Origin of the sequence: Micromonospora sp. NPDC049301, assembly GCF_040678715.1 — a bacterium.
Taxonomy (GTDB): Bacteria; Actinomycetota; Actinomycetes; order Mycobacteriales; family Micromonosporaceae; genus Micromonospora.
The window spans coordinates 173,524-196,082 of the sequence record NZ_JBFAQO010000003.1 but is presented as its reverse complement, the minus strand read 5'-3'; the positions used below and the strand labels follow the sequence as shown (position 1 = coordinate 196,082).

Annotated in this window: 14 protein-coding genes and 5 pseudogenes; 8 read left to right on the top strand and 11 right to left on the bottom strand. The window is 65.2% G+C overall.

Annotated features, from left to right (window positions below):
• Positions 1-94 precede the first annotated feature (94 nt).
• On the top strand, positions 95-286 hold the full coding sequence (locus AB0K07_RS10750; protein ID WP_363753204.1) for a hypothetical protein: 192 nt from the start codon (positions 95-97) through the stop codon (positions 284-286).
• A 238-nt stretch (positions 287-524) separates the two neighbouring features.
• A pseudogene (locus AB0K07_RS10745) lies at positions 525-1,826 on the top strand (IS256 family transposase).
• Positions 1,827-1,913: 87 nt separating this feature from the next.
• On the opposite strand, the pseudogene AB0K07_RS10740 reads toward AB0K07_RS10745, so the two are convergent.
• Positions 1,914-3,197, bottom strand: a pseudogene (locus AB0K07_RS10740) (IS256 family transposase).
• Positions 3,198-3,408: 211 nt separating this feature from the next.
• Between AB0K07_RS10740 and AB0K07_RS10735 the strand changes: the two are divergent.
• On the top strand, positions 3,409-3,987 hold the full coding sequence (locus AB0K07_RS10735) for a hypothetical protein (RefSeq protein WP_363753201.1): 579 nt from the start codon (positions 3,409-3,411) through the stop codon (positions 3,985-3,987).
• Positions 3,977-5,809, top strand: a complete 1,833-nt coding sequence (locus tag AB0K07_RS10730; RefSeq protein WP_363753199.1) for a caspase family protein — start codon at positions 3,977-3,979, stop codon at positions 5,807-5,809. The genes AB0K07_RS10735 and AB0K07_RS10730 overlap by 11 nt, the downstream gene beginning before the upstream one ends.
• 173 nt (positions 5,810-5,982) lie before the next feature.
• On the opposite strand, the gene AB0K07_RS10725 is transcribed toward AB0K07_RS10730, so the two are convergent.
• The 3 genes and pseudogenes from AB0K07_RS10725 to AB0K07_RS10715 form a co-directional block, all read right to left on the bottom strand.
• Complete coding sequence (locus AB0K07_RS10725) at positions 5,983-6,819, bottom strand: IS5 family transposase (protein WP_363753197.1); 837 nt, start codon at positions 6,817-6,819, stop codon at positions 5,983-5,985.
• A gap of 222 nt (positions 6,820-7,041) precedes the next feature.
• Positions 7,042-7,488, bottom strand: coding sequence for a hypothetical protein (locus AB0K07_RS10720; protein ID WP_363753195.1), 447 nt, complete (start codon positions 7,486-7,488; stop codon positions 7,042-7,044).
• A 15-nt stretch (positions 7,489-7,503) separates the two neighbouring features.
• Positions 7,504-7,617 (bottom strand): annotated as a pseudogene (locus AB0K07_RS10715) (hypothetical protein); the annotation flags it as partial.
• Positions 7,618-7,976: 359 nt separating this feature from the next.
• Between AB0K07_RS10715 and AB0K07_RS10710 the strand changes: the two are divergent.
• The 4 genes and pseudogenes from AB0K07_RS10710 to AB0K07_RS10695 all read left to right on the top strand — a co-directional run bounded on the left by AB0K07_RS10710 (position 7,977) and on the right by AB0K07_RS10695 (position 11,045).
• Positions 7,977-8,642, top strand: a complete 666-nt coding sequence (locus tag AB0K07_RS10710) for a hypothetical protein (RefSeq protein WP_363753193.1) — start codon at positions 7,977-7,979, stop codon at positions 8,640-8,642.
• 585 nt (positions 8,643-9,227) lie between these two features.
• Entirely contained in the window at positions 9,228-9,362 is a 135-nt protein-coding gene (locus tag AB0K07_RS10705; RefSeq protein WP_363753190.1) for a hypothetical protein, read from the top strand.
• A gap of 226 nt (positions 9,363-9,588) precedes the next feature.
• The gene (locus AB0K07_RS10700; RefSeq protein WP_363753187.1) at positions 9,589-9,924 is read left to right on the top strand and encodes a hypothetical protein; all 336 of its coding nucleotides are present in this window, start codon (positions 9,589-9,591) and stop codon (positions 9,922-9,924) included.
• A gap of 302 nt (positions 9,925-10,226) precedes the next feature.
• Positions 10,227-11,045 (top strand): annotated as a pseudogene (locus tag AB0K07_RS10695) (transposase family protein).
• Between the two features lie 9 nt (positions 11,046-11,054).
• Here the strand turns inward: AB0K07_RS10695 and AB0K07_RS10690 are convergent.
• From AB0K07_RS10690 to AB0K07_RS10660, 7 genes and pseudogenes are all read right to left on the bottom strand, one after another.
• The gene (locus AB0K07_RS10690; RefSeq protein ID WP_363753184.1) at positions 11,055-11,285 is read right to left on the bottom strand and encodes a DNA cytosine methyltransferase; all 231 of its coding nucleotides are present in this window, start codon (positions 11,283-11,285) and stop codon (positions 11,055-11,057) included.
• 73 nt (positions 11,286-11,358) lie between these two features.
• A pseudogene (locus AB0K07_RS10685) lies at positions 11,359-11,662 on the bottom strand (transposase); the annotation flags it as partial.
• Positions 11,652-12,848, bottom strand: coding sequence for an MFS transporter (locus AB0K07_RS10680; RefSeq protein ID WP_363753182.1), 1,197 nt, complete (start codon positions 12,846-12,848; stop codon positions 11,652-11,654). The pseudogene AB0K07_RS10685 and the gene AB0K07_RS10680, both read right to left, overlap by 11 nt.
• 192 nt (positions 12,849-13,040) lie before the next feature.
• Positions 13,041-13,814 carry an SDR family oxidoreductase gene (locus AB0K07_RS10675; RefSeq protein WP_363753179.1) on the bottom strand — a complete coding sequence of 258 codons (774 nt, stop codon included), beginning with the start codon at positions 13,812-13,814 and terminating at the stop codon, positions 13,041-13,043.
• Between the two features lie 52 nt (positions 13,815-13,866).
• Positions 13,867-18,087 carry an AMP-binding protein gene (locus AB0K07_RS10670; RefSeq protein WP_363753176.1) on the bottom strand — a complete coding sequence of 1,407 codons (4,221 nt, stop codon included), beginning with the start codon at positions 18,085-18,087 and terminating at the stop codon, positions 13,867-13,869.
• Between the two features lie 326 nt (positions 18,088-18,413).
• Positions 18,414-21,476: an amino acid adenylation domain-containing protein gene (locus tag AB0K07_RS10665; RefSeq protein WP_363753173.1), complete on the bottom strand. Its 3,063-nt coding sequence runs from the start codon at positions 21,474-21,476 to the stop codon at positions 18,414-18,416.
• A gap of 407 nt (positions 21,477-21,883) precedes the next feature.
• Complete coding sequence (locus AB0K07_RS10660) at positions 21,884-22,189, bottom strand: phosphopantetheine-binding protein (protein ID WP_363753170.1); 306 nt, start codon at positions 22,187-22,189, stop codon at positions 21,884-21,886.
• Positions 22,190-22,559 lie beyond the last annotated feature (370 nt).

Below are 22,559 nucleotides of genomic sequence, written 5' to 3'. Positions count from 1 at the left end.
CCGCAATCGAGCAGGTCCTCGGCCCCACCGTCCAAGGCGAACATCGAGCATCCGCTGGGTCGCCATCGAGCCACAGCACAACGGCCGGTACGCGGTGATGGTCTACCTCAACTGGGACATCGGCGGTGAGCACTTCGGCGATCTGCTGGAGTTCCCGCCGCTGGAAACCGTCGACGTTGACCCCGAGGTCGCCCAGTGCCTTGATCATGATCCGGTGCACGATGCGGACGGTGGTCGGCGACAGCGGCCGCCGTTCTTGCCGCAACTCTTCAGCAGCTTCTTGTAGGGGTCGTGAATGACCCGCTTGTCGAGGGCGTAGAGCTGCCGTCCGCCGATGTGCGGGACCACGTAGCAGCGGATGACGTCCCGTTAGTTGCTAAGGGTCGTCTCCTGGACGTCCAACTCGCGCTCGTTGAGCCAGCTCTCCAGCTCCGCGGCGATGCTGCCGTCCGCGCCGAGGTACGCCCCGCCGTAGGGGGACTGTAAGACGAACGGTGTAACTCCTGATCAAGGAGCAGCACGTGATGTCCGATGGATCGATGGCCGCCGTGGATACTGCCGCGGTGGCGAAGAACGGGCCGGGACAGCCGGCGGATGGTGTCGACGCGGAGCTGGTCGCCCAGCTCGTGGAGCAGGCCCGTGCGGCCGGCTTGCAGCTGACCGGCGATGGCGGGCTGCTGCAACAGCTCACAAAGCGTGTCCTGGAGTCAGCGCTTGAGGGTGAGATCACCGACCACCTGGGCTATGACAAGGGCGATCCGGCGGGCAGGAACAGCGGGAACTCCCGCAACGGTGTGCGGGCTAAGACGGTGCTGACCGACGTCGGCCCGGTCGAGATCGGCGTGCCGCGGGATCGCGATGGCAGCTTCGCCCCGCAGATCGTCAAGAAGCGTCAGCGCCGGTTGTCCGGGGTGGACAACATGGTGATTTCCCTGTCCGCCAAGGGACTGACCACGGGGGAGATCCAGGCCCACCTGGCCGAGGTATATGGCGCCGAGGTGTCCCGGCAGACCATCTCCACGATCACGGACAAGGTCGTCGAGGGCATGACGGAGTGGCAGAACCGGCCCCTGGACCCGGTCTACCCGGTGATCTTCCTCGACGCGGTGCACGTGAAGATCCGCGATGGGAAGGTCGCCAACCGGCCCATCTATCTGGCCCTGGCCGTCACCGTGGAGGGCACCCGGGACATCCTCGGCCTGTGGGCCGGCGACGGCGGCGAGGGCGCAAAGTTCTGGCTGCAGGTCCTGACGGAGCTGAAGAATCGCGGCGTCGCCGACGCGTGCATGGTGGTCTGCGACGGGCTCAAAGGCTTGCCCGATGCGATCGGTGAGGTGTGGCCGGAAGCGGTCGTGCAGACGTGCGTGATCCACCTGCTGCGGGCGTCGTTCCGGTATACCGGGCGGCAGCACTGGGACGCCATCGCCAAAGCGTTGCGGCCGGTCTACACCGCTCCCACCGAAGCCGCCGCCAGGGCTCGGTTCACCGAGTTTGTCGAGGCCTGGGGCGGAAAGTATCCCGCGATCGTGCGGTTGTGGGAGCAGGCGTGGGCGGAGTTCGTGCCGTTCCTGGCCTGAGACGCCGAGATCCGCACCGTCGTTTGCTCCACCAACGCCATCGAGTCTGTCAACGCCCGCATCCGGCGGGCCGTGCGGGCCCGCGGCCATTTCCCCAACGAGGCCGCCGCGCTCAAGTGTGTCTACCTCGCCGTGATGAGCCTCGACCCGACCGGGCAGGGCCCCCGGCGCTGGACCATGCGCTGGAAACCCGCCCTCAACGCCTTCGGCATCGCCTTCGAAGGACGCCTGTCCGCAGGCCGCAAGTAGGCGTCAACAACCCCGAGTTACACCGTTCGTTTGACAGACCCTGTCCCCGGGGGGCTGTCTCGCTAACGGTGTTTCCGGCGATCTTGGTTAGTAGGTTTCAGCGGCCGGGAAGCGGTCGCTGAAGGTGATGGCGAAGGCGTTCAACGCGGGTTTCCAGCGCATCGTCCATCGGGTCCTGCCGTCCCCGGTGGGGTCCAGAGACCGGGTCACCAGGTACAGACACTTCAACGCGGCCAGTTCGTTCGGGAAGTGGCCGCGGGCCTTGACCGCCCGCCGGTAGCGGGCGTTCAACGACTCGATCGCGTTCGTGGAGCAGATGACCTTGCGGATCTCCAGGTCGTAGTCGAGGAACGGGATGAACTCCGCCCAGGCGTTGTCCCACAGGCGGATCACCGCCGGATACCGGTCGCCCCATTTGTCGGCCAGGTCGTCGAACGCCGCCCTTGCCGCTTGCGCGTTGACGGCGGTGTAGATCGGTTTGATGTCCCGCTTCAACTCATCCCAATACCTGCGGGACGTCAGCCGGAACGTGTTGCGGATCAGATGGATGATGCAGGTCTGCACCACCGTGCGGGGCCACACGTTCGTCACGACCTCCGGTAAGCCCTTGAGGCCATCGCAGACGAGGAAGAACACGTCCTTCACGCCCCGGTTACGCAGGTCGGTCAGCACGCTCATCCAGAACTTGGCGCCCTCCCCGCCGGTGCCGGCCCACAGGCCGAGGATGTCCTCCCCCGTCGAGGGTGACCCCGATCGCGGCGTAGAACGGCCGGTTCGCGACCTGCCCATCGCGGACCTTGACCACGATCGCGTCGATGAACACGGCGGCGTAGATCTCATCCAGAGGACGATGCAACCAGTCGGTCATCTCCTCTATCACCTTGTCGGTGATCCGCGAGATCGTCTCCTTCGACACCGAAGCCCCGTAGATCTCCGCGAAGTGCGCCGAGATCTCCCCGGTCGTCAACCCTTTGGCATACAGCGACAACACGACCTCGTCGACGCCCGACAACCGGCGCTGCCGCTTACGCACGATCTGCGGATCGAACGTGCCCGCTCGGTCCCGCGGCACGTCGATCTGCACCGGGCCGGTGCTGTCGGTCAGCACCGTCTTCGACCGGGTCCCGTTGCGGACGTTGCCCGACCCGGCGCCGGCCTGGTCATGTTTTCGTAGCCGAGGTGCTCGGTCATCTCCTCGTCCAGCGCGGTCTCCAGGACCGTCTTGGTCAACTGCTTCAGCAGCCCGTCCGGGCCGGTCAACGACAGCCCTTGTTCCTTCGCTGCCCGGACCAGCTCAGCGGCGACCTTCGCCTCCGCCGACGGCTCGGGCCGCTTCTTGCCTCCGGTCTGGTCATTCAGTGTCGCGGTCATAACGGCACCCTCCTCACCAGGCACAACGCCTGGCGGGTCAGGCCGGAAACACCGTTAGATCCACAGACCCTGATCGGTCGATCAGCCGTTATTTGTACAGTCCCCCGTCGGAAGCAGAAAGGTCACCCCAACAGGCTGCCACGACCAACCGGCCCGGCGAATCTCTGGGGTGACGAAGATGTCTGCGGGGTCCTTGACCTCCAGGAGCCACATGATTGGTAACGATGCGAGCCTTGCAGGCGGTCGCCGACCAGGCGTCGTGGACCGAAGTGAACTTGGTCGCCACGCGAGCCTGGTGCGGCAGCACGGCCGCAGCTGGCGCGTGCGGTGCAGGGATATCCTTTGCTCGATATCGAACGAGGTGATCGAGGAACCTGGAGGGCCGATGACCGATGGCGGAGGGCTCCGGCTTGTGGTGACACTCGACATGCCGGGCGACTTCGAAGCGATCGAGGTCGAGCAGCAGATGGCGTCGCTCGGCCGCGCCCTGGCAGACCTCGGTGGACTGTCGCTAGTCACACCGCTCTCCCCAGCAGACGGGCGGGACGGCGCGAAGGGCCTGCCCGAGATCCTGGGCGTCATCGCGCTGACCATCTCCTCGTCGCCGCAGTTGCTGACCACCGCGCTCGACACGATCAGAGCGTGGCTGCCTAACTCGATCAGCCGGGCGGTCGTGGTGGAGATCGCCGGGGACCGGCTGGAGATAACCGGGGCGACGGTGGCCGAGACGCGCCAACTGGTCGAGCTGTTCGTGCGACGGCACGCCGGGCAGGTGACAGATGGCTCGTGAGGCCCTACTGATCGGCAACTCCCGCTACGACGACAGCAGGTTGAGCGGTCTGCGCGCGCCTTCGCGTGACGCGGCGGCACTGGCCGGGGCCCTCGGCGATCCCGAGATCGGCGGGTTCGACACGCAAGCGTTGCTGGACCAGCCGACGGCCTCGACGGTGGCGGCGATCGAGCGGTTCTTCGCCGACCGCCGGCCCGACGACATGCTTGTACTCTATTTCTCCGGTCACGGGCTGAAAGACGCCACCGGCGCGCTGTATCTCGCCGCCCAGGACACCCGTCTGGACGACCTGGCGACCACCGCGATCACAGCCGACCTAATTAGTTCGTGCGTGCAGCGCAGCCGCTCGCGCCGGGTCGTGCTGGTGCTCGACTGCTGCTACAGCGGGGCGTTCCCACGGGGAATGGTGCTGCGCGCTGACCAGACGGTGCACGTCCAGGAGAGGTTCCGCGGTCGCGGTTTGATCATCATCACGGCCTCGTCCGCCATCGAGTACGCGTTCGAGGACGGCGCGCTGAGCGAGACGATCGAGCCGCGGCCATCAGTGTTCACCCGGGCGCTGGTGGAGGGGCTGGAGTCCGGGGCAGCCGATGCGAATCGCGATGGTGAGATCACCGTCGACGAGATCTACGACTTCGTGTTCGACGCGGTACGCGAGGACAATCCGCGGCAGACCCCCTGCCGGTGGGTGTTTGGCGCACAGGGCCGGTTCGTGCTGGCCCGCCGTCGTACCGACGCACCACCCCCGCCGCCGGCCCCGCCCCTGCCGGCCCCGTTGCTGTTTCGTCCCCGGCGGCGGCTCGGGCTCCTGGCCCTGGTTCCGCTTATCCTCGCGGTACCGCTGGTCTGGCTCGGCTGGCAGCGGATCGTGCTGTCCATGCTATTCGCCGGGATGTGGCTGGTCGTCGTCGGCCTCCGGTTGGTGGTGACCTCCCAATGGGGGTTCACCGAACTGAGCCGGGACGGAGTACGGGTACGCCGGTTCGGGGTAACGCGGGTGCGTTGGCCGTCGATCCTGGCGATGGAGGTTCGCCCGACGCTGACCGGCCGGACCGTGTCGCTGCGTCGGGCCGACACCGCCATGCTGCACCGGCTGACATTGCCGAGTCCGCGTACCGACGTCTTCGCCAGGGACGTGGAGTTCCGCGACGGAGTGCAGACCATCCGCCGCTGGAGTGAGCGGTGGGGCTCCCCCGCGCCGGTCCTGTCGACGTCACGCGCCACGGCCGCCCGGGGCGCCCTCGTGGCCGTCGCGGTCATCGCGATCCTGCTGTCGGCGGTGGACCGGCCCTGGACCTGGGCCACCGGTCCGCAAGCCGTGACGCTGCCCCGAGCCTGCGACGTCCTCGACGACGAGACCGCCAAGCATGTGTGGAATCCCGGGTCGGTGCTGACACGACGGCAAATCGTCTCTAACGGCAGGACCCCGGAAACAGGCAGCCAATGTGCGGTCAACTATCAGGTGTTTCTTCTCGACAGTGCGGGCAGCCTCGAACTGAACTACGAACTGCTGTCCAGCAACACGCGGACCTCCGGCATCCGCCGCGCGTCCGCCCAATTGGCCGAGCACCGCGGCCGTGACCGCGCGGAGGGGTACGCCGTGTGGGACCTGCCGGAGAAAGCCGGCGCTGAAGGGCACGTCGCCGCCTTCCCGCCGGACGACGCACACCCCTCGAACATCCGACTACGGGCCCGGCACGCGAATGTCGTCGTGACCGTCCAATTCACCCGCGGCGACAACGACTACGAACCGCCCGCCCAGGAGAAACTCCAGATGCTGCTGGACCGGGCAGTCGACCACGTGCAACTTGCGGGCCGCTGAAGCAACGTGTCGCGACCGGCAGCGCCCCCGATCACCGACGCCAACCGGGAACCGGCCGGGTCAGCCAACGCCAAACCAATCTGCGTCAGCATGCCCCGCAGCCCTGGCGTCGATCGCACATGCGGACTCTCAAGAGGGCGTCTGGTTCACGTATTTTGTGTGTGATGCTGTCTTCAGGTGTCTCGCCAGGTTGGGGTGGTTTCGTCGGTGACGCGCTTGGTGAGGTTGTCGATCATCGCGATGCGGATCATGCTGGCGGAGTTGTCGGGTAGGGCTTCGTAGTCGCGGGCGAGGCGTCGGTGTTGCATGATCCAGCCGAGGGTGCGTTCGACGACCCAGCGGCGTTTGACCACGGAGAATCCTTTGACCTGTGGGTCTTTGGTGACGACTTCGACGTCGATGCCGAGGGTGGCGCCGTGTTCGATGAGCTTGGTCTTGAAGCCGGCGTCGACCCAGGTCTTGGCCAGGATCGGGTGGGTTGTCTTGGCCTGGTTGAGGAGATCGATGCCGATGGTGTTGTCGCTGGTGCTGGCCGCGGTGACGACCACGGCGAGGAGTAGGCCGAGGGTGTCGGTGATGATGCCGCGTTTGCGTCCGGCGATTTTCTTGCCGGCGTCGATGCCTTGCGTGGGCAGGGGCGCGTTGGTGGAGGTCTTCACGCTTTGGGTGTCGATGACGCAGGCTGAGGTTTGCACCGCGCGTCCAGCCTTGGTGCGGACCAGGCCGGTGAGCTGGTAATTGAGCTGGGTGAAGATCCCGTCGGTGGTCCAGGCGGTGAAGTAGCCGTAGACGGTCTGCCAGGGCGGGAAGTCGTGTGGCAGGTAGCGCCAGGCGATGCCGGTGCGGTTGACGTAGAGGATCGCGTTGACGATTTCGCGAAGGTCGTGGGTGGCGGTGCGTCCGCCGATCCCAGCGTCGGTGCGAGCCTGACGCCAGGTGGTTAGTCGTGGTGCGATCAGCGCCCAGCGGGCGCCGGACAGGTCGGACGGATAGGCGGGTCGCTCAACCATCCATTAGATCTACTGTGGACCTCAGCCTGGCAGGCGCACACACAGTCCGACGATCTCCGGCTCTTTCGGAACCAGACACGATCTGCGGCACCAAACTGGCATATCGCAACGGCATCAAGCGGGGCGAACCGTGTCAGGAGCCGCGACACGACCGACGTACCGGCCGGCCAGCCGGCCTACCGAACCCCGCTAACCAGTCACAAACAACATCCAAACGCCCAGTTAGCTGCTCTGCTTCCGCAACAATTCCGCCAGCTGCTCGGCGGCGTAGCTGTCCCCGGCGTCAGCGCGCCGACGCAGCTCGTCAAGGTCGCCCCGCTCCCGCAACAATTCCGCCAGCTGCCGGGCGGCGGCGCTGTCCCTGGCGTCAGCGCGCGGACGCAGCACGGCCAGTGCCCCGTCAAGGTCGCCCCGCTCCCGCAACAATTCCGCCAGCTGCAGGTACCCGGCGTCAGCGCGCCGACGCAGCACCGCCACTGCCCCGTCAAGGTCGCCCCGCTCCCGCAACATTTCCGCCAGCTGCCGTGCGGCGGCGCTGTCCCCGGCGTCAGCGCGCCGACGCAGCTCATCAAGGTCGCCCCGCTCCCGCAGCAATCCCACCAGCTGCCAGGCGGTTCGCCGGTGGCGCACACCCGGCGGCCGCCACGAACCGTCCTGTGTCCACACCACTGCGGAGAGGTTAAGACCTCGTCCGGTGTGGTGGTCGGTGAACGCCTTCAGGATGCTCGACTTGCCCGCGCCGTAGCAACCGGTCAGCGCGATGTTGCGGACGTCCGGGTCCTGCAGGGCGGCGGTCAGCCGCAGGGCGTACTCGTCGTGCTGTCTCGGCTGGCACTGCGGCCCTCGGCATACCCGCGCTGACCGACCGACTCACCGCAGCCGCCGGCATCATCCCCACCCTCATCGACCACCCCCACGCCCTCGCGGACGGGGCCCTCTCGCTCACCACCACCCACCAACCAGGCCGAGCAGCCGCCGCACGGCTACCCCGAGTCCGCCTACGCGTCGGCGACCTCACCGGCGCCCTGCTCCTCGGTGCCTGCTCGCTGGCCCTGCTCCTGCAAGCCGTACTCACCGCCTACATCTCCACCTACAGCACCTGGGTCGTCGGCGTCCGCACCTCACTACCGCAACTCGGCGCCGCCGGCGCACTCGTCATGCTCACCGCATTCACCGTGGCGCACCTGGCACCCACCACCTGGCTCGCCGCAACGCCCGCCGCCTCAACACCCGAACCCACAACAGGCAGCCTCATCCGACGCGGATACCTGACGGCCACCGTCGGCGGCGCCATCACCGCCGCGCTCTACGGCCTCGCCACCGGCACCGCCGTCAGATTCGACTACACCCCCTACCTGAAATGGACCCTCGGCGCCGCCCTACCGCTGGCTGCCTGCGCCGCCCTCATCGCGGCGACCGCACCCCGCCTCCCCGCAGACGCGTTGCCCAGCTGGCTGGCCATGACCCGCCCCGCGATCACCCACGCGATCACCGCCACCGCGGGTATCTACCTCATGCGCGCAGCACTGACCCTGACGACTCCCATCTCCACGAACAACATTGCCGGCATCGCCGGCAGCATCGGCGCAGCCCTCGTCGGCATAGCCACCGCCCTAACGATGAGCCGGAGCCGCATGATCCGCGCCATCACCGCACCAGGCCTCGCCATCGGCTACGCCCTCGTATTCACCACCGACACCACAGGTGCACTCATCGTCGGCTACCTCGCCGCCCTCACCTGGTGGGGCATCCGACTCACCGCACACACCCTGCGGCTCGCCTTCCCCCAGCCAGGAACAATGCTCCGCCGCCCAAGCAACTGAAAGACCGACGAAGTAATTCCTGATCGCTTGCGGAAGCTCGCTTCTCCCCGCAGCTAGACAAACTTAAAGCCCTGACCAGCGTTTCCGCTGGTCAGGGCTTTTTGTCTGTCGGGACGGCCGGATTCGAACCGACGACCCCTTGTTACCAACCGTAGCCGCCCCGACCTTGTCATTAGCCGTCAGAAATGGGCGCTGAGCTGCACAGACACGATCAAGTGGTGATCGCGTCTTGTCACTGGTTGTCATCCGCAGACGGGGTTTTCGGGGGGTAAACGGGGGCAGGCCGACAAGCGGTCGCCAGGACCCCGCCGCACCCCACTCCCCCACCATGGGACCTACCGTCACCAATAAAACGACCCATCGCGACCCGCCTACCGTAGGGAAGGGGGTTCGTGTCGGTGAGGCGACACGAACCATTGCCCACCACCGGCGATGGACTCCCAACGTCGGCAAGAGCTCGAACAGCGTAGGGTCGGCGTGCAGGGAAGACTTCGCGCACGCCGCGCGGGTCTTCCGTCACCTGCACGCCACGATTAGGCGAGTAACACGCTGCACGTTCACCGACCTGCTCCAGGAGGTTCGATCATGTCCAAGGACTCGACGACCAAGGCGAACGTCAAGAAAAAGGGTAAGACCATCAAGGAGAAGCAGACTGCGAAGCGCCTGAAGCGCGACGAGCAGAAGGGGCGCTCCTCAAACATCGTGTCCACCGGGCGCTGACGCCGGCAGCATCGCTCAATTGTCCGAATGCGGCGGTGAAGGTGGGGGCTGACGATCGTCGGCCGTTGCGGCCGTAGAGCTGCAGCAGGGCCGCTCGGGTGGTGCACAGGGGACAGGGTGCCCGGCGCGGACCTGCACGGTACAGGCGTGAGCGCGAGAAGCCATAAACCGCTGCGCCGCGGGTGTGCTGATCTCGCCCTTGGTGCCGACCAGGTACCAGGACGGAATGGCCTTCCAGGCCGGTGCGCCGCGAGGGTTGGTTGCCGCCGCTCAACGCCAGCGGGCGCTGAGCGGCGTGGAGCAGTCCGGCCGCGTCGGCCGGTACTCCGGTGGCGACGAAGATCAGGAACGTGGTGCGTTTGAGGTACGTCTACGTCGCCGGCGGGCGCCCCGGAATAAAGGCAAGGAGTCGAAGACCATCGCCGGGTCCACCACGAGAGCCGAGTCGGCGCGGCTGAGCGGGAAGACAATCTCCCCCGCGTCGGGCGCGAAGGCGTCCATGTACACCAGGGCCTTGATATTTGTTGCCCGTCGCGGCGTTGGTGATATCGCCGCCGCGTAGGAGTGGCCGGCCAGGACAACGGGTCCCGTGATGGTCGACAGAAAGCCGCTGAGTGTGGCGGCGTCGCCGGGCACGGCGCAGCGGGTTGGGCGGAACTCGGACCGGCTAGCCCACCCGCTGCAGGGCGTGCTGAGTTAGCCACTGCACCATTCCGCGCAAGCGGGTGGTAGCAGTCAGTAGCTGTCCGGAATGCCGGGTAGGCGTCGGACGCACCAGATCAGGTCCGGTACGAAGCGAAGACGCAGAACCTCGATACGAAGTGGTCCTTCCACAGATCAACTTCATAGAGGTCCTGCGTCGACATGAGTGTCACATACACCGCTGCGCTCCCGGTACGTGAGGAGACGGTGAGCCGCCTGGCCGGGCTGCTGGACGCCGAACGCATCCGCCGCGGCACCCGGGCCCGAACCCGGTCGCTGACCTGCCGTGACCAGGCGAGCCTGGCCCTGCGCTGTTCTACGACGGCACCCGGGTCACGCAACTCGCCGCCGACAACCGGATCAGCGTGTCCACCGGCTACGACTACCTGCACGAGGCCATCACCGTGCTCGCCGCGCAGGCGCCCAGCCTGCATGGCGCCCTCCTCGCCGCCAAGGCCGCCGGCTACTCCCACGTCAACATCGACGGCACACTGATCGAGACCGACCGGTGCCGCACCCCCGGACCGACACCGGGCGTGGATCTCTGGTGGTCGGCCAAGCACGACAACCATCGCGGCAACATCCAGGTGATCACCGTCGGCGACGGCTGGCCCATCTGGACCTCGCCCGTACGTCGGCCGCGAGCACGACACCACCGCACTACGCACCCACCCCGAACTCCTGCCCTGCCTACGAGAGGCCGGCGCTGACCTGCGACCCCTCGACGACCTGGGCTACGAAGGCGAGTCCCGCACCATCACCGTGGCGTTCAAGAAACCGAAGCACAGCCAGCTCACCGCCATCCAGCAGCAGTTCAACAAAGCCCACAACAGCCTGCGAGCCATCGGCGAACGCGGAAACTCCCTGCTCAAGACCACATTCAAGGCGCTGCGCAACATCAGCCTCGACCCATGGCGCATCGGCAAGATCGTGGCCGCCGCACTCGTCCTGCTCCACACCGACCACGACCGCACCACATGATCACCACCGCTAATCAGAACGTTGCGCGGAATGGCTCACTGCATTGCCGATAAGCCGGCCGAGTGGCGCGAACTGTACCGGCTCCCCCGGCGCGACGAACTCGTAGCCCGGCGGGAAGCTCTGCAGATTCGCGGCTTCGCGGAGGGTGATGGCTCGATTCTGCTCGGGGTGCCCGAACCGTCCCGCCCCGAAGTTGTACGCCAAGGTGGTGATCGTCGGGGACGGCTCGTCCCAGACCATACGGGCGTAGACGTTGCGGAAGGTAGCCCCCGACGCCTTGCGGTGGCAGGCGGCCCCCAGTTCCTCGGGCCACTCCTCGCAGGTGCCGCCCGGTTTGGACCGCTTGATGCGTTCGAGGTTGGTGAAGTACCAGTACACCTCTGCCACGGCGGAAGATCCGCCGGTAGATACCGCCACGGACACCCAGCCCGCACCACGTACAGGATCGCGTTGACGATCTCCCGACGAGGATGCTTCTCCCGCCGCCCGTCCGTATTCGGCTCCGGCAGCAGCGCCTCGATCAGCGCCCACTGGGCATCGGTCAGGTCCGAGGGGTAGCCACGACGCGCAGACACCGCGCCACCCTGCCCGTCCCGCCGGAAGAAGTCATGCCGCAATGCCGTCCACAACAGACTTCTCAAAGACGCTCTCAGTGGTCGAGCAAATTCGCCGGAGGACCACCCAGCAGATCAAAGCGGCGAGCAGGCCAGTGGCGCCGAACACTAACCACGGCCCCGGGCTTAGCGGATCCACAGCCACTCGTGCGCCGACGAAATTACCGGCTGCGCCCCCCAAGGCCCATGAACCGGCGTACAGGCCAAAGTAGCTGGCGCGAGTGCGCTCGCCGGTGAAGGAGGCCAGGATAAGCCGGGTAGAGAAAAGAATCATGGTCTCACCCACGGTGAAGATGACGACGCAGGTCAGCAACCACCAGGGCGATGGGTTTATCGCAATCATGCCCATCGATGCAGCGATACACAGGTGCCCGGCAACAGTGGCCGCACGGGACCCGATTCGGTCCTGCAGCAGCTTGACGAACGGGATGCTCAGCATGCCGGCAGTTCCGTTGGCAAGAAAGAGCACGCCTACCCACCCGGCTCCTGCAAGGGCATGGGACCGCAAGGGAATGGCCATGCTGAGCTGGGCGAAGAGAAACCACCACGGCAGCATGATGAGCCAGAAAACCAGGAAACGCCGGTCGGTCATCGCGACCCGGGCATGGGCGAAAACGCCGGGCTCGTGAGCAATCGGCGGTTGCCGGTCGGTGCGGATGCGAAGCACCCGTATCGCGATGAGGAAGAAGATCAGCGAGCTTGCCAGGAACGGCACCTGGGTACCGGCCATGACCAGGATGGCTGCAAGGGCGGGCCCGGCGATAACGCCCGAATTAAGTGCCGCGTTCTCCATCGCAAACGCGCGGCTCCGGATCGGCTCAGGCTGAGCCGCGAGTAGCCCGCTGACCGGTGGCTCGAATGCGCCGCCGGCGCCGGCGAGCGCGGCGGCCACTACCAGCAGCTGCAGTTCCGATGCCAAGCCCAGTCCCATGAAGCCGACGGCCCGGCTTAGTGCGGCAGCGAACATGATCAGCCGGGGATCGTACCGATCGGCCATCGGGCCCGCGACCATCTGGCTGCCCCGGGCGGCGACCAGGAAGACTGTAAGTACCGCTCCGGTTTGCGAAGGCGGAAGCTGATCGATAGTGGCGAGCTTGACAGCCAGCAATGGGAAGGCCACGTAGGCAGCCGCATTGACGGCGAAGAGAGCGAGCAGCGCCGCACGGACACTCGGGGGGAGCTCGGCCATGCTTTTGGCTAGCGCGTTAAGCCGGACGACGACCCAGCGACCGGGGCGGATCCCCTGGTCAGCTATCCGATTCATTAAGAGCCACTCCTCCCTGAGATGCCTTTTCCATTGTCTTCAAAAAGTGGCTTTGCCCATCCAGCTGCGCTCTGGCCTCGAAGGGATCGCCCCTCCATCGCGTCAAGTAGCAGAAAATCACGGGTAGTCCTGCCGGGTAGGCCGGACGGAAACGTTGTTGAGATGCACGTGGGCAGGTCGGGAGACAATGAACCGAACGAGATCCGAGATGTCATCGGGAGACAGGACGGGCCCGATCTCCGCCTCATAGGAGCTAAACCATTGGGCATCGTAGCCAGCGTTGGCCTGGAAGGACGTGCCGACGATTCCCGGCTCGATCAGGGACACACGAATACCCTTGGGTCCGAGTTCCCGCCTCAGCCCCTCGGCTGCGCCATGGACAGCGAACTTAGTCGCGCCGTAGACGCTGTTAAACGGGGACACATTCCTGCCAACGGTCGACCCTATGACCACGATGTCGAACGTTCGGCGAAAGGCCGGCTCGGTCTCGACCTCCGTGCACATTGCGTTGGCGAGCGCACGCATTTGGCGAAGCGCACCTAGGACATTGATCTCAAACAGTTCAGCCCACTGCGTCTCGTCTGACGAGATGACCGTGCCGGGCAAGCCCCTGCCGGCGTTCACCAAGCCAACCGCAGGCGCCCCACCCAATTCTGTGGCACACCTCTCGAGACACTCGGCGATGACGTCCGGCCGACTAGCATCACCCACCACCGGAATCACCTGTCCCGAAAAGGCCTTGAGTTCACCGGCAACCTGGTGCAGCCGGTCGCCATCGCGAGCGTTGACAACCAAGTCGTAGCCGTCGCCGGCCAGCCTTCGACAGACGGCCAGGCCTATGCCGGATGATGCGCCGGTAACCATGGCCGAGCGCCTGATTCTCTGATTCATTAAGATCCTTCAAGGTTGCAAGCTGATACGGACGTGACGTCAGGCGGTGGAATTAGGAGGCCATGCCTCGAGTAGTGGGGGTTGAGACCGGCGCCGGAAGAAATTCACTGCCTACGGCCCATTCCAGTGCCGCTTGCAGCCATGAACGTGTCGGTGCGGCGAATTGAACACCCAGTCTCTGGAGCAGGGAAACCGTCCGCGCGTTATCGAACACGACGCTCCGCATTGGTCGGTGCTCCCACGCGCGGCTCGTGTCCGCACTCTTGGCGTCAGTTCCCTTGAAACGTCCCAAAGCATCGATGAATTCGCCGCGGTCGGCGAGCCTCAGGCGGTAACCGAGGGCCTGCATCCATTCGATCACTTCGTCATGGGCGACGCAATGCGGCGTTTCGACGTGGTACACGTCCGGCGGCGTGTCATTGGCCAACGCAATCTGGCAGATACCCGCGGCCACCGTGTCCACGTAGGAGAAGCCGAAGGTCGAGTGCGGACTGCGCGGTGCACAGCCAGCCAGGATGTAGCCTTTCAGCGTCTGATAGACGCGGTTATCCCCAATATTATCCTGAAATGCTCCGGTTTGACTGTGGGCAGCGATATGGTTTGTCCGGTAGACGAAACACCTCGTGCCACTGTCGCTCGCCTGCCTTATGAGCTTTTCCGCCTCGAACTTCGACGCCTCGTAAGGTGACATGAACCGCTGATTGAGATCGAAGTCTGCCTCGCTAAAACGCTGGACCCCGTTGTCGTGGAACCCCGCGACGGCCAGTGTCGAAACGTGGTGTAGGGCGGTTCCCGGGCGGGATCTCCGAATCAGGTCGAGAAGGTTCCCCACCCCACGTACGTTCACCTTCGCCAACTGGTCGGGCGGTGCCACAAGACGTACGTCGGCCGCTGCATTGATGACGGAGCCGACGCCGTCGAGTACCCCACGGGCGGTCAGTTCTTGCAGGAAGGCGGCTTCGGTCAAATCACCTTCGACGACGCGCACCTGGTCGGTTGTCGCCAGTCGCTCACTCGCGCTCCGTCCGTTCGATCTGCGGACTAGGCAAACGGCCTGCGCGCCCTGCTTCACCAAGTGGTCGAGAATGTGGGAGCCGAGAAATCCCGTCGCACCGGTGACCAGCACCCTTGGCGTCTCCCTGACGATCGAGCGCGCCTGCCCCAAGGGTGCCATTCCGCCGGCGTAGGCAGGGATTCCAGAGGTAGTTTGAGGGCTTTCCTGGATCGGCGGGGCAGCCTCGTTCACGCGAGCGGCGCGCTGAATCTCGTTTGCGAAACTCGCGAACGCCCGCTTAGCCACTCCCCCGGCGCGCATCTCCTCGGTGCAGACAAGGTCAACCACAAGTCTGTCGTTCACAAGGCGCGCCGTCAGCACCATTGGGGAAATGGGGTCGTGGTGGGGAGGGCGCGCGGGACCGCAGTACTCCTCGCCGAACGTCCACTTTACGTTTCGCCCTAGGGGTGGTCTGAACTGTCCAAGATAGTTGACCGTAATCGCGGCTTCCGCGTCCGCTAAGTCGAAGCGCAGGACCGGGGCCCCGGCCGCGTTTTCTTCTACTTCCGCGATGTTTCGATCGATATCGTCACCGAGTGAGTTGACCTGTACCTGCTTGACTGCCGTAAACCAGCCCACGGAATCCAGGTAGGCGTTGCTGTGCTCGCCCTGATCACGTCCATGGGTTTCAATTGTGACGCGTGTTCGCGTTGACCCAGTAGTCGTCTGGAGCGCTCGTGCGATCGAGGCGACGGTCAGGGCCTCAAGCCGGCGGCCTGCGCCGAACTCCGCTAGGATGAGGCTAGTCACAGCCGGCGTCGCCATCCACATAAAGGTCGCCCCGTGGGCGCTAACCTTGTACCGGGCGGCCGGGCGCGCTATTCGCATCCCGCTCGCGGCAGCCCAGTCGTAGTACGACCGGGACTCGGAGAGGGCGATCTTGGTCCCCTGAATTGCGGCCTCGTACGACCTAATTAGATCATCGAGCAAGATGCGCCACGAAACGGTGTCGATCACGAGGTGGTGACAGACGAGCAGGAGTCGGTCCGGCGCACCCGGGCCGCCACGGAAGACGTGGCAGCGGAGAAGGCGGCCCGAGGCAGGATCCAGGGAACGGTTGATTTCGGCGCTAGTTCGCGCGATCGTCTCCGCCGCCGATAAGTCGTCCCCGACGGAGGACCAAGTCACGGCGAGCGTGCCGAGCGTCGGGTACTCATTGTCCAGGACGCCCTTCGCTGAGACGCCCCTGCGTAGAGCCTCGTGACGCCGCAGCACTGCGCTCAGGGCAGCGCCGAGTGATGCGATCTCTATGGCCGGTTCGCAGGCGAGCAGCATCACCTGGTTCCAGTGGACGGTACCTCCCGGCAAGGTACTGAAAAACCAGTGCTGGGCGGGCCCCAGCGCTCCGCTCCTGGCGGATGAATCGGTCCTGTGTGGAGCCTTTTTCGGGCCGCCCGTTCGCCGGACGGCCACCTCAGCGAGCCGCGCCGCGGTCAACTGGTCGTACACATCGGTGACCATGACGTCATGGCCCCGCTCCTTCAGAAAGACGACCGTGCGCATGGCGAGGATGGAATCCCCGCCCAGGGCAACAATGTCGGAGTCGGGGCCGATCTTCTTGATGCCCAAGCTCGTGCCCCAGAAGTCGGCGAGGTCTTGTGCCAAAGGGGTAGCGGGCGACCCGGGGTGCGTAGGGTAAGGCGGTGCCTCTGACGATTCGCCGTCGAGCCACTGCTCGATCATCGCCAGGAGCTTCCGGTCGTCTCTCTTCCCGTTGGGGTCGACCGGGAACTCTGGCAATGGAATAACGGGGGTGGGGATGGCGTACCGAGGCAGTTCCCGCGACATTCGTTCCGGGATGGTGGCAAGTGTGTCGTCGGCAGCCCCCTCCCGCGCTAAGGCGACCGCTGCGACAAGGCGCACCTGTCCATCGACAGTCCGGCCGAATACAACGGCGCGCGCAACACCAGGACACTGGGCGAGCACCTGCTCGACCTCGGCGAGGTCCACGCGGTAGCCGTTCACTTTGGTCTGGCGGTCCGAGCGACCAAGGAAGACAAGGTTGCCATCAGGGCGTCGGCGGCAGTTGTCGCCCGTGTGGTACTCATGATCGTCGCCGACCGCCCGGAAGCCGCTCTCACCCGCCGGCTGGATGCCGACGTAGCCGAGGGCGACGCCGGCACCCCCAACCACCAGTTCTCCGATCGACCGGTCGCTCCGGCCCGCCAGCGCTGCGGCCGCCTCCAGCCTAAAAGTGTTCTCACCGATGGGTGTGCCGATCGGAACGGACGCCTCGTTCTGGGGAAGATCGGTGGCGACAGAGGCGACGAAGCAGGCGGCTCCGACTGTGGTCTCTGTTGGGCCGTAGTGGTTGACTACCCGGCGTGCCACGCCCTGCTCGAGCACGCTACTTGCGAGCGTCCGGGACAGCAGTTCACCGCCGATGATCACGGTATCCAAGGCGGCCGTGCCAGCGGGCCGCCCAGGAAGCAGCGCCGCGAGATGGGAGGGGGTGATCTTCAGGCAGGTTACCTGATGCTCCCCCAGTTCCCGCCACAGGGCGTACGGATCACGCACCACCCGGTCCGAGACCACGTGCACGCGACCTCCGGTCGCCAGGGCGAGCATCCAAGTCGTGTGGCCGAGGTCTGCCGCGAGTGTCGTCATGTGGGCAAAGGAAGGCGGGTTGTGAGCGTTGAAGTCCAGCCTCTGGGCGAGCCGTGTGGCGTAGTGTGCCGCATTACGCTGCGCCACCGCCACCGCCTTCGGCTCCCCAGAAGACCCGGAGGTGAAGGAGAAGTACGCGACGTCATCGCTGTTGGGCTGCCATCCCCAGAGACCGCTTTCACCTTTGGCGGAGTACATCACGTCGTCTACGTCGACGTGGACGATCATGATATCGACCTCGTCCGGTTCATCGGCGTTGACGGCTAAGAACCTGTCGGCGTCGAGGGCCTCAGTGCGAAGGACCAGGCGCGCACCGACTGCACGCAGCCTCCGCGCCCGATCGCTCTTGCTCCAGTCGGGGTTCACCGCCAGGACGGGGTTGCCGCACCCGAGCACCCCGTACATCAGCGCCAAGAGTCGGGCGTCTCGGGGGCCGGCGATTCCCACCGGCTCCCCCGGCGAGAGACCCACACTCTTGAGCTCTTCGACTAGATAGCCGACGAAGGCTCCGAGCGACCTGTATGTCCACGATCTGCTCAGGTCCGAAAGAGCGATGCGCTCGCCCGACTCGCGCACATTTCTTTCGAGCATGCTCCCAAGGAAACAATACACAGGCTCTCCTTCATTTCAGCACATGAACAGTGGCGTGGGCTGCGATTCGAGCGGCCGTTAGCCTGGTCAGCGAAGCGAAGTGCGCATTGTGGAACTCTGGCACCAGCGTGTCGACGGTTCGCGTCGCGCTGCGCCGTAGGTTATTTCGGATGAGGTGGGGGAACTCTCGGTCCCATATGAATCGAGCCAGCCCGCCACCTCGAAGTCGTCGAGCCCGAACGCGAACTCGATGGAGAGGATCACACCAGCGCACCTAAAATGAGCCAGCCTCAAGCCATTTTCACCATTTAATCCCGATACCGTGCCAGACCAACAGCTCCGCGTGATTAATCCGATGCCTTGCCGACGAAACTGTTCTCCTCACCACAAACCCAAGTCAGCGTCTTGAGAAAGTCTTGACCGAACTCGTGCATCGTGCCCTCCTCGAACAGAGCAGTCGAGTACTCAATCCGGCAGTCGTAATGTTCGTCCGCCTCGTCCAGGTAGAGCGTTAGGTCAAGCTTCGATGACTTGCTGTCGACAGCCATTGGAGTAATCGCGGTGAGGGGCAGCGACAAAGCCTGATAGTGTGCTTCGTCGTAGGCAAGCATCAATTGCGGTGGCTGCCCGTCGACCTCCACGCGCGTTACGCTCGGGGCCTCGTAAGCCTCCTCCAGCGCACCTCGGAGGCTTTGCAGCAGCTCCGGGACCCGGGTGGACTCGGGAACATCGATGTTCAAAGGAACGGTCCGCATGAAGCAGCCCACTACGTCCTCGGCCCCCTCGTCGTGCTGGTCGGCGATGGGGACCGAGATGGCGAACCGTCGTTGCCCCGTCCACGAGGCAAGCACAACCGCAAAGGCCGCACAGCACATCAGGAACGGAGAGGTCCTCAACAATCTCGCCCTGCCACGGACGCGCGCAAGCAGCGCCGTCGGGACATTGATTTTGAGCGACGCCCCATGCCCGTCCGGCCGCTTAGGTCTTGGACGGTCAGTGGGCAGCAAAGCTGGCGGATACCGGTCCAGCGACCGGTATGACGCCCTTGTCGGCGCCGCAACCGGGCCGTCGCTCGCGGCAGCGTGCGGCACGGCACCCGCCAACCTTGCCTCGTAGGCCGCGGTCAGTGAGGCTAGCAAAGTGCGCAGCGACTGTCCGTCACACACCGTGTGGTGCACCGTCAGGCTCATCACGTGATCGGTAATGCCCACCTTAAGCAGGAGAACGCGCAGTAGAGGGCCTTTCGCCAGGTCAAACGGCCAGGCTCCTTCATCACTGAGTTGTTGCCGGACTATTGCTTCGGACGTCTCAACGACAACCAATGGCGAACCGCTTAAGGCTGATTGGTTCTCAACGAGTCGGAGCACATCGCCCTCGTGCTCGAGACCCAATCGAAGCGCCCTGTGGGCAGCAACGACGTCGCTCAGCGCCCGGCGGAGGGCGTCGGTGTTCAACTCACCGACGATCCGGAACGCCAGCTGGATGTTGTAGAGCCCGGGGGCCGAGCATGTCTCGTGAAGCCACATCGCCGCCTGGGTTTCCGACGCCCGGTCCACTCCGACGTCGTCCTGCGTCGTCATCCGCTGGGCGGGTACGGATGCTATCGACCCCGCCGACCCGGGTGTCGCATCCGCTAGTCGACCCACGGCGCGAGCTTGTGCCTCCACCGTGCGGGCGTGGGTAAGGTCACGGCGCCGAAGACGCACACCGTACGCGGAATTCACGCGAGCGATAACCCGCATCAAGGCCAGAGAATGTCCGCCGATCTCATAGAAGTCGTCCAGGACACCAAAGTGCCGGGTTTTGAGAATCTTGCGCCAGATTCGCGCGATCGTCGCCTCGATCTCGTCACGCGGCTCGACCACGTCGCTGCCGACGCGAAAGCCACCCGGCGCGGGGAGGAGCTTGTAGTCGGTCTTTCCGCTGGCGGTGCGCGGAAGCTCCGTCAGGACCGTGAAGGACGACGGGATGGCGTGGGGCGGGAGATTCTTCAGCATCTGGTCGCGCAACTCACGCACGTCGGGTGCCTCCCCGAGCGCCTCGGGCACGACGTAGGCGGCGAGCTGACCCTCGTCACCAGTCGTCCACGCTCTGACTGCAGCGTCCCGCACACCCTCACATTCCTTGAGCACGGCCTCGACGCCGTCGGCCTCGACACGGAAGCCCCTGATTTTGACCTGGCGGTCGCGCCGACCCAGGTGGTACAACATGCCGTCCGGACCAATTTGTACGACGTCGCCGGTGCGAAAGAGTATGTCGGCGGTACCCATCCCGTTGACCACGAACCGGTCTCTGGTGAGCTCGGGCGCGTTCGCGTACCCGTTGGCCAGGGAAGGACCTGCCAGCCAGAGTTCGCCCGGATCCCCGGTCGGGACGGGCCGCATCTGGTCGTCAAGGATGAAGACCTCAGTGCCCCGGATCGGCCTGCCAATCGGTACGCGCGCGTCCCCTCCGTCGTAGTGCATCAGTTCTCTAGTGTCGTACGTTGTGACGTCGGCGCACGACTCGGTCAACCCGTACTGGTTTAGCAGGGTCCGGCCAGGCAGCGATGTCCGGAACATGTTCGCGAGGTTGCGATCTAGCGTTTCACCGCTGCACGTCCAGATCCCCAGGTCGGGCAATCGGTCGGCAAGGTCTGGAAACGTCGTTAGCATGGCGCGAAGCAGCGACGGAACCAGGCAGATGCGGGTGACCTGGTTCTCGGCGAGGATCTCGGAGAGCAGGTCCAGGTCGTAGGAGGCGTGGGCGGGTGGCATGACCACGGGGGTTCCTTGAGCGAGGGAACCCCAGACCTCCCAAATGGAGTCGACGACCGACGGTGCCGTGTTCTGGACGGAGACGTCATGACCGTCGAACGGCTGGGCCTCCCACATCCAGGTGCACCGGTTGAGGGACGCGCCGTGCGACCCGATCACACCCTTCGGGTGCCCGGTCGATCCCGACGTGTAGAGGACCCAAGCTGGATCCTCGGGTGTGAGCGGTATCGATTCGAAGGGACGCAGCTCCGTCCCTCGTGCCGGCATCGCGTCGTCAACGAGGCAGTACTGTCGCCCAGTTGCGCGCCCAACGGCGCCATCGCTGGCGATCACGCACCGGACATTGCTGTTGTCTAGGATGAAGGAGCGGTCACGTTCGGGGGCAGCTGGATCGATAGGCGTATATGCTGCTCCCACCTTCCACGCGGCGAAGGCGGCAACGACGAATTCCACAGACCGTGGCAGCAGCAGTCCCACCACATCCCCTGGCGCTACACCTCGGCTGACAAGTTCCCACGCGAGACCGCTTGCCGCCTGATCCAGTTGCCCAATTGTCAGCCACCCCGAATCACGTCGCCCCACAGCGCGCACCTCGGGGCTAATAAGCGCGATTCTTTCGGCGAAATCCCGCAGGGATGCGGCCGTTTGACGCATGGTGCAACCTCATTTCGATTTGACAGTCGTTATTGGAGGAATCGCTGATGGGCACCCGGCGCGACGTCCCCGGCCAGGTTGCGATCTCTGGCGGCCGTGGCATTAACGGGTTCGTCCCCCGCCACGCCCCAATGCAACGTATTCCAGCGCTAGGACCATCGTCGACGCTATGCGGCGTGTGCTCGCCGGCCACGACCTTTACCGACACCGAGTCAAGCGAGGGCCTGGTCCGAACTCCGATCCGGCCATTGTTTAAGCAGTGCAGGGAGCGCATCTGGTTCCCGAGACCGTGGCGTCCGCTTTTCCACATGGCAATTCGAACCGCTGGCTGCGCCCCACCCTGCAGAGAACGACCAGCTCAGCCAGAATTGTAGGAGAAGACACGGCGCTGGTCGTCCGGGTCACCGTCACGGCGCAACCTCACCCGATGGAGCGCCGAGGGTCGCGACGAATTCGGCCAGGGTGTCACTGTGGAACAGCAGATCCGGCCTGGCGGTGACGTCAAGTACCTCTTTGATGCGGGCGCAGATGCGAACCGCGTGCAGCGAAGTGGCGCCGAAGTCGTAGAAGCCGTCTGAACGTCCCACCCGATCGAGGTTTAGAACGTCCGCGACGATCCGCGCGACTGCGGCCTCCCGCGGCCCCTCCGGCGCTTCGAACACGCTGTCGAAAAACGAATCGCGGCGATCACGGGCGCTGTGGACGATTGACATGGCAACGACCTTTCTCAGATGGAGTCAGTGCTACTCGGGGCCCTCGATCAGCGAGCGCGGCTAGGCAGAACAGCACACACCGTGATGGCACCAGCATGACGACTTCGTACCGCTGTAGCAGAGGAGGAGCGAAGCGATCGCCAGGACGGGGATGACCCTGCGGTAGTCAGCAGTTGGTCCGCCCCGGCGCGCATTTCGAAAGCTCGATAAGCGAATCGCCTAGATCAGAAACGCAGGTGATCCGTCATGCGATCGGAGCGACGGCCGGAGTCACGAACCCGCTCTGCTCCTGCCCATCGATTGAACAACCAGAAATGCCGCGCCGCAGTGGCTGAGCCACCGAAGCGAAGCCCTCTCGTTCGTCGTGACG

Bases quoted from the DNA above. Each gene is read 5' to 3' on its own strand.
- AB0K07_RS10705 (WP_363753190.1), top strand. From the start codon at position 9,228: ATGTCCAAGGACTCGACGACCAAGGCGAACGTCAAGAAAAAGGGTAAG.
- AB0K07_RS10675 (WP_363753179.1), bottom strand. From the start codon at position 13,814: ATGAATCAGAGAATCAGGCGCTCGGCCATGGTTACCGGCGCATCATCC.
- AB0K07_RS10665 (WP_363753173.1), bottom strand. From the start codon at position 21,476: ATGCGTCAAACGGCCGCATCCCTGCGGGATTTCGCCGAAAGAATCGCG.
- AB0K07_RS10700 (WP_363753187.1), top strand. From the start codon at position 9,589: ATGGCCTTCCAGGCCGGTGCGCCGCGAGGGTTGGTTGCCGCCGCTCAA.
- AB0K07_RS10735 (WP_363753201.1), top strand. From the start codon at position 3,409: ATGATTGGTAACGATGCGAGCCTTGCAGGCGGTCGCCGACCAGGCGTC.
- AB0K07_RS10690 (WP_363753184.1), bottom strand. From the start codon at position 11,285: ATGGTCTGGGACGAGCCGTCCCCGACGATCACCACCTTGGCGTACAAC.
- AB0K07_RS10725 (WP_363753197.1), bottom strand. From the start codon at position 6,819: ATGGTTGAGCGACCCGCCTATCCGTCCGACCTGTCCGGCGCCCGCTGG.
- AB0K07_RS10710 (WP_363753193.1), top strand. From the start codon at position 7,977: ATGCTCACCGCATTCACCGTGGCGCACCTGGCACCCACCACCTGGCTC.
- AB0K07_RS10660 (WP_363753170.1), bottom strand. From the start codon at position 22,189: ATGTCAATCGTCCACAGCGCCCGTGATCGCCGCGATTCGTTTTTCGAC.
- AB0K07_RS10680 (WP_363753182.1), bottom strand. From the start codon at position 12,848: ATGGCCGAGCTCCCCCCGAGTGTCCGTGCGGCGCTGCTCGCTCTCTTC.
- AB0K07_RS10730 (WP_363753199.1), top strand. From the start codon at position 3,977: ATGGCTCGTGAGGCCCTACTGATCGGCAACTCCCGCTACGACGACAGC.